At 59.7% G+C, this 8490-nt stretch carries 10 protein-coding genes and 2 pseudogenes; 3 read left to right on the forward strand and 9 right to left on the reverse strand.

What is annotated here, in order from left to right:
• From VDP74_RS15040 to VDP74_RS15065, 5 genes are all read right to left on the reverse strand, one after another.
• A partial coding sequence (locus tag VDP74_RS15040) for a GMC family oxidoreductase (RefSeq protein WP_323000461.1) occupies positions 1-1615 on the reverse strand: 1615 nt, incomplete at its 3' end.
• 18 nt (positions 1616-1633) lie between these two features.
• Positions 1634-2065 (reverse strand): sugar dehydrogenase complex small subunit, encoded by a 432-nt coding sequence (locus VDP74_RS15045; RefSeq protein WP_322994403.1) that lies wholly within the window; start codon positions 2063-2065, stop codon positions 1634-1636.
• Positions 2066-2423: 358 nt separating this feature from the next.
• Positions 2424-3173 carry an esterase gene (gene ypfH / locus VDP74_RS15050; RefSeq protein WP_322994402.1) on the reverse strand — a complete coding sequence of 250 codons (750 nt, stop codon included), beginning with the start codon at positions 3171-3173 and terminating at the stop codon, positions 2424-2426.
• 114 nt (positions 3174-3287) lie between these two features.
• Positions 3288-3518, reverse strand: a complete 231-nt coding sequence (locus VDP74_RS15055) for a hypothetical protein (RefSeq protein ID WP_322994401.1) — start codon at positions 3516-3518, stop codon at positions 3288-3290.
• Between the two features lie 376 nt (positions 3519-3894).
• On the reverse strand, positions 3895-4428 hold the full coding sequence (locus VDP74_RS15065) for a GNAT family N-acetyltransferase (RefSeq protein WP_322994400.1): 534 nt from the start codon (positions 4426-4428) through the stop codon (positions 3895-3897).
• Positions 4429-4604: 176 nt separating this feature from the next.
• On the opposite strand from VDP74_RS15065, the gene VDP74_RS15070 reads away from it, so the two are divergent.
• Positions 4605-4901 (forward strand): type II toxin-antitoxin system RelE/ParE family toxin, encoded by a 297-nt coding sequence (locus VDP74_RS15070; RefSeq protein WP_322994399.1) that lies wholly within the window; start codon positions 4605-4607, stop codon positions 4899-4901.
• Complete coding sequence (locus tag VDP74_RS15075; protein WP_322994398.1) at positions 4901-5194, forward strand: HigA family addiction module antitoxin; 294 nt, start codon at positions 4901-4903, stop codon at positions 5192-5194. The genes VDP74_RS15070 and VDP74_RS15075 overlap by 1 nt, the downstream gene beginning before the upstream one ends.
• Positions 5195-5359: 165 nt before the next feature.
• Here the strand turns inward: VDP74_RS15075 and VDP74_RS15080 are convergent, their stop codons facing one another.
• The 4 genes and pseudogenes from VDP74_RS15080 to VDP74_RS15095 form a co-directional block, all read right to left on the reverse strand.
• Positions 5360-6073, reverse strand: coding sequence for a UPF0149 family protein (locus VDP74_RS15080; RefSeq protein WP_322994397.1), 714 nt, complete (start codon positions 6071-6073; stop codon positions 5360-5362).
• A gap of 20 nt (positions 6074-6093) precedes the next feature.
• Entirely contained in the window at positions 6094-7179 is a 1086-nt protein-coding gene (locus tag VDP74_RS15085) for a macro domain-containing protein (protein WP_322994396.1), read from the reverse strand.
• Positions 7179-7583, reverse strand: a complete 405-nt coding sequence (locus VDP74_RS15090) for a DUF4433 domain-containing protein (protein WP_322994395.1) — start codon at positions 7581-7583, stop codon at positions 7179-7181. Before VDP74_RS15090 ends, VDP74_RS15085 begins: the two co-directional genes overlap by 1 nt.
• 84 nt (positions 7584-7667) lie before the next feature.
• Positions 7668-7799, reverse strand: a pseudogene (locus tag VDP74_RS15095) (ribbon-helix-helix domain-containing protein); the annotation flags it as partial.
• Positions 7800-8007: 208 nt separating this feature from the next.
• Here VDP74_RS15095 and VDP74_RS15100 point away from each other — a divergent pair.
• Positions 8008-8250, forward strand: a pseudogene (locus VDP74_RS15100) (helix-turn-helix domain-containing protein); the annotation flags it as partial.
• Positions 8251-8490 lie beyond the last annotated feature (240 nt).

Consider the following 8490-nt stretch of genomic DNA (forward strand, 5'->3'; position numbering starts at 1 on the left):
CCCGGAATCGCTGCACGATGACATCAGCCGTTCGCAGGCTGAGGGCGGCGATGGTCAGGGTGGGGTTGGCAGTGCCTCCGGTGGGGAACACGCTCGAACCCAGCACGTACAGATTGGGGTGATCGTGGCTGCATGATTGCGCATCCACGACCGAATGGCGCGGATCGGATCCCATGCGGCAGGTGCCCATGATGTGTCCGGCGCCAAAGAAGTCCGGCGCGTGCTGTATGGCGCTGGCGCGCAGACGCCCGAAGATTTCTTCATGATCTTGCCGGGCCTGTCGCATGCCCTGGCGCGCGTAATCGTCGACGCGGTAGCGGATGTGCGGCAGTGGCACCCCGTAAACGTCTTGCTTCTGGGGGTCCAGCGTCACCTGATTATCGGCTTCGGGCAGTTGTTCGGTCAGGGCGGTCAGGCGCAGGTGGCGGGCTGTTTCATGCTGCAGGGCACGATCCAAAGCCTGTGCATCCAGGCCGCGGCTGGCCAGTTGAGCCGCCAGAGGCAGCGGGCCGCCGGTGGGCCAGTTCCAGCCATCGTTGCCGATCTCGATGCGGTAGGCGCTGCGGTCGCGGCGAAAATCTCCGTCGCGCAGATTTTCGATCCCAGACGTAGACAGGGGCCCCCGGTAGGGGTAGACCGGATCCTGACTGAGCGCCCACGACAGTTGGACCGGGTGGTCCATCAGATTGCGTCCCACCTGGTCTGAGCTGTTGGCCAGTCCAGCAGGCCAGGCTGCGGACCGCGAGGCCAGCAGCAGCCGAGGAGTTTCGATGGCATGGCAGGCCAGGATGAATATGCTTGCCTGAACCTGCCCTTCGGATTGATCCCAGCGGCGGAATCGGGCGGTGGTGATTTGGCCCTGGGCATCCGGGATCAATTGCACCACTGTGCTTTGATCCAGCAAGCGGGCGCCGGCCGCCTGAGCTTTTTTCAGGTGGGCAGTGGCGTCGTATTTCGCCTGGATCGGACAGACCGGAATGCAACTGGAGCTGCCGCAGCATGGTGGTCTTTCATCATGTACGACCGAATTGCGCGCCTGTGGCGTGGCCTGGACCTCGAAGCGGGTGTCGCCCAGGGTCTGGGCCAGCGTGTGGTCCAGATAGGTTTGCGGGATGGGCGGCAGCAGAAACGGGCCGCTGCGCGGTGAACCCAGATCGTGGCTGGAATCCCCCGACACCCCGAGCGCATGCTCGGCTTGCAGGTAGAAGGGCTCCAGGTCGGCATACGTGATCGGCCAATCCACCCCGCGGCCGAACCGGGTTTGTGTCTGAAAGTCGCTGGGCACGAGGCGCAGGCAGGTGCCTAGCCAGTGCCAGGTGGTACCCCCCACCACCTTCAGGTAGGTGCTCTTGAAGAAGTCGGGGCCTTCCTGCTGATACCAATCGCCCAGGCGGTCCGAGGTGGGATGGATGGCCTCGGGCTGCACTGGGTAGGCGCATTCGGGCACCTTGATGGCAGCATCCCGGAAATGTTGCACCGCTTGATTGCGGTCCACGGGTTTGCCGGCCTCAATGATGAGAATCCGCAGGCCGGCTTGCGCCAGCCGCGTGGCGGCCAGTGCCCCGGCGATGCCGGATCCGACAATGACAACATCCGCTTGCAAAGGTTGGGTCATGCGTTTTTCTTGGAAGTTTCAGGTAGATGGAGTCTGGGGTGCTTCGGACCAGTAGCCGGTCGGCCCGCCGCAACTGCCCGGTGCGTGCAGGAACGAGGCGCTGCCCCAGGCCAGGGCGTGCACGAAACCCACCAGGACGGCGCCATCGGAAGTTTGTATCGAACCGGAAAACCAGGCAGCCCGCAATTCGTCGGCCAGGGGCGTGTCGTTTTTTACGTTCTGGTACAGCGCCTGCAGGCGGGAGAGTTTTCCCTGGTCTTCGAGTGCATGCAGAATGCGCTGCGCCATGCCGCGATCCAGCGCTTCCGGGGGGCGTCCGCAGAGTTCGGCGCTGAACTGAATGAACGTGTCGAGCAGTGCCTGGGAGTCTTGCGTCCATCCGACTGTAGGCAGCCCCAGCGTCAATGTGGAAAGAGCGCCCAACATCAGGGAGCGGCGTTGTGTATCCATGCAGATGCTCGTCTTTGGTAGGAGGGCGGCTGGATGCCGACCCCAGGTTCATGATAACCCGAGGTGGCCGTTATTCCGCATTGATGAAGCCCGTTGCAGCTAGGGCGCGGCCCTCTGGGCGTGATCGTTCAAGGCACTGATCGGCTATCTAGTTCAGGGAGGGCCAGGCCGTGCCGCCATGCAGGTAGAGAACAGTTTCGCCGGCTGGCCTGGCGCCTTGGTCGCGCAGTGGCTACTCCGGCATAAGTTGTTCAAGCTTAGTTGGCCTTGGGTTTCTTGCAGCATAAGCGCATGGTATCCAACACCGTGGCTGCTGCGCAGCCGGGCGTGTGCAGGATGTGACGACTGCGCAGCGTCGTCAGTGCAGAGTCTCCGGGCCGAAGCCGCCGCCGGGATGGAGGTCATCCGCGCTGTACTCGTCGATGCGCAGCTTGGGCGCACCCTGCGCGTTTTCCCAGAGGCGCAGGGGCACGCAGGTTTGCAACCGGACAATGGCCTGGTGGATCAGCGCGGCGTGCAGGTCGTGACCAACGCCCGAGGCGATATCCAGGGTCACGTCGCCCTGCAGTTCCGCCAGGCGAGCATGGACTTGGCGTGCCTGATCCATCGGCGCAATGCGGTCCTCCGCGCCGTGCAGCAGATGTAGTGTTGCCGTTCGCGGCGCATCGCTGGGCAGCGTGGCAAAGCGCGTGGAAAACAGGATCGCCCGGCCCGCCAGGTCCGACGTCGCACACACGGCTTCCAGTGCCACGGCGGCGCCTTCCGAAAAACCGACCAGCGCCGTCTGCTCGCCGTCCAGGCCGTGCTGGCTCTGCCAGGCGGCGATGTCGGCAGCTATCGCGGTGGCGGCGGCCGAGATCAAGCCCACATAAGCGTCCGCATCCGGGGCCGCCTCGGCAATCCAGCGGCGTGTGTCGCCGTCGCCGAAAGGCCCGTAGGGCTGGATGATCACGGCCTGCGGAAAGCCTGAACGGATGGCTGCAACCAGGTCCAGCATCTGGCCGGGCTCGGCGGATTCGCCATGCAGCAGGATGAACAACTGGGTCGGCGAGCCGTCGGCAGGCAGGATGAGCAGCGGATCTGGCCTTGCATCAGGGGGATTGGACATGGAAGACTCCGGGGCACAGACAGGATTCATGGTATCACCAGCGTTTCACCCCAGTCGCCCTGCCTACCAGTTTCCAATACCAACATCCAGGCGTTCACTGCCTACCTGGGCCAGTCACAGCTTGAAAGGCTCGGCACGCTTGCTGGGGATGGACTGGATGAGGCGCAGGATTTGTTCGGTGTCGGCGACGTCGGTCAGGCGTTGCTTGCCGTCAGCAGCTTGCATCTTCAAACCGTGACAGGCTGTCACGGTTTCGTTGCCTTCTGCTTTCAGGTGCTGCTTGAGCTTGCGCCAATAGGCGGTAGCATCCACGCTTTCTGTGAGGATGGCAATGATATCCACCACCGAGAATCACCACTTTTCGTGGTCAGCATCCCATTCGGCCCGAACCTGCTGGGTGTCAAAGAGTTTGATCTTGTCCGTCACGGGTGCTAATTCGCGGTTGTTCCTGCTGGGATGGTCGGTATCGCTCACTTTTGGTGGCGTACTCGTCAGTGACAACCCTGGCCCTAACGGCTTCGGCCATCTCGTTGGGCAGGGTGGTGCTGAATTGTTGGGTTGAGCGCATGGCTGATTTTCCATGTCAACGATTGTAGGATCGAATCCTATAGAAGCGGGTTTCTCTGATGGCAAGTAGGTATGAAGGGTCCGCCCGGAGTAGGTTGCTGGCGATGTTTCAGGTGGCTGACCTTGCTTATCCAGTCGTCTTGGGCGGTCTGCTCTATGACGATGACTGATCGCCTAGGCCGGTAGCCACCAGCGATTTGGTCATGACGTAGTTGTGCAAGGTGACCCCGTGACGTTCTACTTCCTGGCGTCGTATCCCCTGAAAGCCCCGGTGCAGAAAGAATCCTCGGGCCGCTTCACTGGCCTCGACCTGCAGTGCTTGGATGCCCAGTGCCTGGGCCTGTTCGAAGGCTGCTTGATATAGCCTGGCCCCGATGCCCTGGCCAATCCAGTCAGGATGGCAATAAAAACAGTCGATGTGGCCGTTGCGTTCCAGTTCGATGAAGCCTAGCGGGGCGTCGTTGGGGGCTGTGGCGACCAACACCTCGCGCGCGTCGGCAATCCGCGCCAGAAATTGTGTTGCCGTCATGGGTGACGGGCTCCAGGCTTGCACTTGCTGTACGTTGTAGTACCTGGGGGCGGTGGAACGGGCAGCGGCGTGCAGGATCTGTGGCAGGGCGGTTGCGTCAGATGTCCTGAATGGACGGATTCGTGTTTCCTTGGGAAAGGCTGCTTCGTTAGTAGGCATTGGCCAGTTACTTTCGCCCAAAGAATACCTTCAGCAGATCCCAAATGCTGAACGTGGTGCGTGAATACCCCCGGTTTTGGCTGCCAGTTTCGGGTTGGTCAGCCAGCTCCAGCCCCGTGGGGTCTTGATGCTCAGGTTGTGGCCTCCCATGCCTCGATCCTTGTTCTGTTCTTGGATTGGGATATCGTATCATCGGAGTTGAATACGGGTCGCCCCCGCCAACACTGCCCCTCCGGACAACAAAAAACCCAACGGAGAACCGTTCAGGCCATGCCAAGCGTTTGCGCATGCAGCTGACTGCCTTGGATACGGCGACCACGATTGACGACATGGATCTGCCTGGTTTTCGCCTCCATCCGCTCAAGGGCGACCAGAAGGGCCGCTGGGCCGTGACTGTCAACGGGAACTGGCGTGTGACGTTTGAGTTTGCAGATGATGATGCGTATGTCATCGACTATGAGGATTATCACTGATGAACATGTACAACCCCCCGCATCCTGGCGAGTTCATTACCGAGGTTTATCTCGCGCCTTACGGGATCAGTACGCGGGCGCTGGCGTCGCGACTGGATGTTGCACCATCAACGGTCAGTCGGGTGCTCAAGGGCACCAGCCGCGTTACTCCCGATATGGCCCTGCGCCTGTCCAAAGCGCTGGGTCGCAGCCCGCAAAGTTGGCTGGCGATGCAGGATGCGCATGACCTCTGGGTGACCAAGCAGCACTTGGATCTGTCTGGCGTCAGTCGGCTGGAATTGGCCGAAGCCTGATCCGATGCCTTTTATGTGGCTGTAGATGCAGGCCGATTATGACTTGTGGCAGGCGGAACACTCTGGGCGTGTGCTGGATGTGACGGCGGCTCAGCGACATGTGCATCCGTAGTGAAAAAACAGTGGTTGCCTAGCGAACTTCTGTTGTCCGAACGAGGCCACAGGTCAGTGCAATGTTGCAGGACGGCCGCAGCAATGCTTGTATTTTTTACCGGAACCACACGGGCATGGGTCGTTGCGCCCGACCTTGGGAGTTGCGCGCCTCATTGTTCGTTGTGCGCGATCACCGGTAAGCTGTATGCGCCGTGGTGCCCAGTATTTGTTGATGGCCAGCACGGTTGGAGTGACGGCGTCGACCCACCTCTGGGCATCACCAGTTTCACGCGTGATCTCCATGCCGTCTTCATCGCCCAGCCGTAAAAATGGTGTGATCAAAGCGTGATTGTCGTCGGTTATCTTGATCGCATCTGCGGCCCAAAGCAGTGACCAGGCATCGGCGTCGAAAAGCTGTGTGGCCTTCAGAAACCCTTCACACCACTCCGCAGCGCCCCAGACGGCTTGACGGCGAAAGACGGGTTCGAAAGTTTCCGGGTGATCCTGGAAAGTCTGCACGATTTGATTCCACCAGCCCATGATGAGGCCGATGATTTCGTTGGCCTGCTCTATGGATGCAAAATCTGCATCTTCTTGGCCATGCTCAAAATCCCACACCCAGGGGAGCCAATCTGATGGCATGACCATGCGAGGACCAATCGCTAAAGCGGTTAGCCAGCCTTCCAGGGTCGCCACGTCCATTGAGAAATCCGAGACGTTGTCGGACGCCAGAAAGTCATCAAGACGCTTCAGGTCATGGTCGCTAAGGTATTGAGGAAGTTGCATCGGTCCGCTTCGTAGTAAGGTCAGAGCGCGGTATTGTATTGGTGAACGGATGGGGCAGTTTGGGTCAGCCGATCCAGTGCTATACCCAGTGCCTTGTCGGTGAACAATCTGTTCTTGCGATCAGCTGCAGCGTGGTCGCGCCAGTGTTGCAATCTTGTGCGGATGCCCGGGATTGTGAGATCTGCGCCTTCTCTAGCAACCAGCCAGTCCACTGTTGCCAGCAGCTCCATCCCAAACGGTGACTCGAACCCATCGATCAAGGCGGCAGTGGCTTCCAGTGCAGGCAAATATTGCTTGGCCTCGCTATTGAGATAGGCCTGCAGATAGGCCCGGCGACTGTCTTCGAACCAGATCACATCGTATGGACTGGCATCGGCCAAGCGTTTGTCACAATGCAGATAGCTGCCGTCCAGGCCGTCCAATAGGTGTTGCAGGCGATTGGCGTATGGGCCGTACTTGTGCGCCTGAAAACGTAGATCAAGTGATGGCAGGCCAAGCTGCTCTACTGAGCGTTCCAGGAACCAGGCGAGCTTCTGGATTTCGAGCAGGCTGCACTCCATGCCCAGAATCCAGTATCGCCGTACAAGCTCTGCGATCAAGGCCCGGGCAGGGGTCAGTTTCTCGGCACCAGTACGTTTAGCGGTGTTTTGGTATTTATCCGTGGGCTCAAAAACCAGAACGTCGACGTCAAGCCCAGCCAGCGCTGCCTCGATCTGGACGCGAACGTCAGCCCAGGCAAGCTTGCCGTTGCCCGCTCCAAGCGGGGGGATGGCCACGGACTTGACCTGGTGCTCGATCAGGAATTGCCGGAGATCCTGCAGGCCCTCGGTGATCCATTCCATGCGCGAGTTGCCCCGCCAGTGCTGTTTGGTGGGGAAGTTGACGATCCAGCGGGGACCGTCCAGTTCGTGCGTCTGTGTAACGAACATCTTGCCAGTCCGGACTTCGCCCGCCTTGCAAGCCGCTGCGTACAGGCGAAAGTTGTCCTTGAACCGCTCTTTGAACATCAACGCGATGCCCTTGCCCATGACGCCGACGGTGTTGACCGTGTTGACCAGCGCCTCGGTGTGGGCCTCCAGGAGGTTGCCTTGCGTGAACGTGATCATTAGAAATACCAGTTTGGACGGGTGTGGACGGGAAGGTTCAGGTGTTGCGCCTGCAGAACCTGCTCGACAGCCTGCTTGACGGAATCCGTATAGCATACGATACCCAGCAGAGCACTGATGGGCAAGTGCTGGTGAATCAGCGCTTCCGCCTGGTACTGCTCGAATTTCTCGGGATTGTCGGGGTCTCGGCGGAAGTCCTTGGTTTGCAGGATTGCCCAGTTGATTTTGTCCAAGTCAGACAAATCAAAATAAAAGTTTGCCCATTGGTAGTAGGCGTGGCTGTCAGTGAAAAGGAATGGCACGTCCAGCGCCTGAAGGCGGGGCAGACTGGACACCAGGATCACGATCTCGTCGTTCGTACGTTGCTGGATGCCGCCTCGCCCCGTGTGAATGTTGTAGAGCATGGGAGGTTGTCCCGGTGGACGATCCGCCAGATCAGGGCTTTCTGTGGGTTCAGGCTGGCGCGATAGTCAGCCACGATATTTTGCGGCCAGGAGTGCACGCAAGCCGTCCCGGATGACTTCACTCTCGGTGGCGTACTCGCCAGCGGCAACCTTGGCTCTGACGGTGTCTGCCATTTCGTTGGGCAGGGTGATGCTGAATTGTTGGGTTGAGCGCATGGCTGATTCTCCATGTCTACGATTGTAGGATCGAATCCTATAGAAGCGGGTTTCTGATGGCAAGTGGGTGTGAGGCGCTAGCCGGAGCACCCCCAGTATCGCATTGGTCCCAAAATGGGACTACCATTCTCTTATGAGAGTGATTGCCGTCAGCACCCATGCTCAGTACGACGAGGTCGATGCCAAAACCGTAGAAATGGAGTGAACCATGGAAATCCGTCCTATTCGTACTGATGCGGACTACAAGGCCGCGTTGAAGATTATCTCCGGCCTGGTGGAACATGACTCAGACATCGGCACTCCAGATGGGGACCGTCTGGATGTGTTGACGACACTCGTGCAGGCGTATGAGGCCAAAAATTTCCCAATGAATCTGCCTGATCCGGTCGAGGCCATCAAGTTCCGTATGGAACAGGCGGGGCTGACTGCAAAGGATCTGGAACCCATGATGACTTGTGGCAGACGGAACATTCTGGGCGTGTGCTGGATGTGACGGCGGCGCAGCATCATGCGCATGCGTAGCCAGGTGCGAGACCGGGCAATAGGCTCATTCCTTTTTGTGCCCGATTTTGTCTGTCTCCAGTGTCTTTGCGTTCAATCGGCTGACGACCGGTTGTCCCGTGCTTTTCTCCAGCTGCAGGCGGGCTGCCTTGGCGGTTTGTGCGCCTTCGGCGGCCACCGTGGCGCTCTC

The sequence above is a fragment of the Castellaniella sp. genome (assembly GCF_034674885.1).
Lineage (GTDB): Bacteria > Pseudomonadota > Gammaproteobacteria > Burkholderiales > Burkholderiaceae_B > Castellaniella.

Coding starts and splice junctions, on each gene's coding strand:
- VDP74_RS15045 (WP_322994403.1), bottom strand. CDS start 2,065: ATGGATACACAACGCCGCTCCCTGATGTTGGGCGCTCTTTCCACATTG.
- ypfH (WP_322994402.1), bottom strand. CDS start 3,173: ATGTCCAATCCCCCTGATGCAAGGCCAGATCCGCTGCTCATCCTGCCT.
- VDP74_RS15065 (WP_322994400.1), bottom strand. CDS start 4,428: ATGCCTACTAACGAAGCAGCCTTTCCCAAGGAAACACGAATCCGTCCA.
- VDP74_RS15075 (WP_322994398.1), top strand. CDS start 4,901: ATGAACATGTACAACCCCCCGCATCCTGGCGAGTTCATTACCGAGGTT.
- VDP74_RS15080 (WP_322994397.1), bottom strand. CDS start 6,073: ATGCAACTTCCTCAATACCTTAGCGACCATGACCTGAAGCGTCTTGAT.
- VDP74_RS15085 (WP_322994396.1), bottom strand. CDS start 7,179: ATGATCACGTTCACGCAAGGCAACCTCCTGGAGGCCCACACCGAGGCG.
- VDP74_RS15090 (WP_322994395.1), bottom strand. CDS start 7,583: ATGCTCTACAACATTCACACGGGGCGAGGCGGCATCCAGCAACGTACG.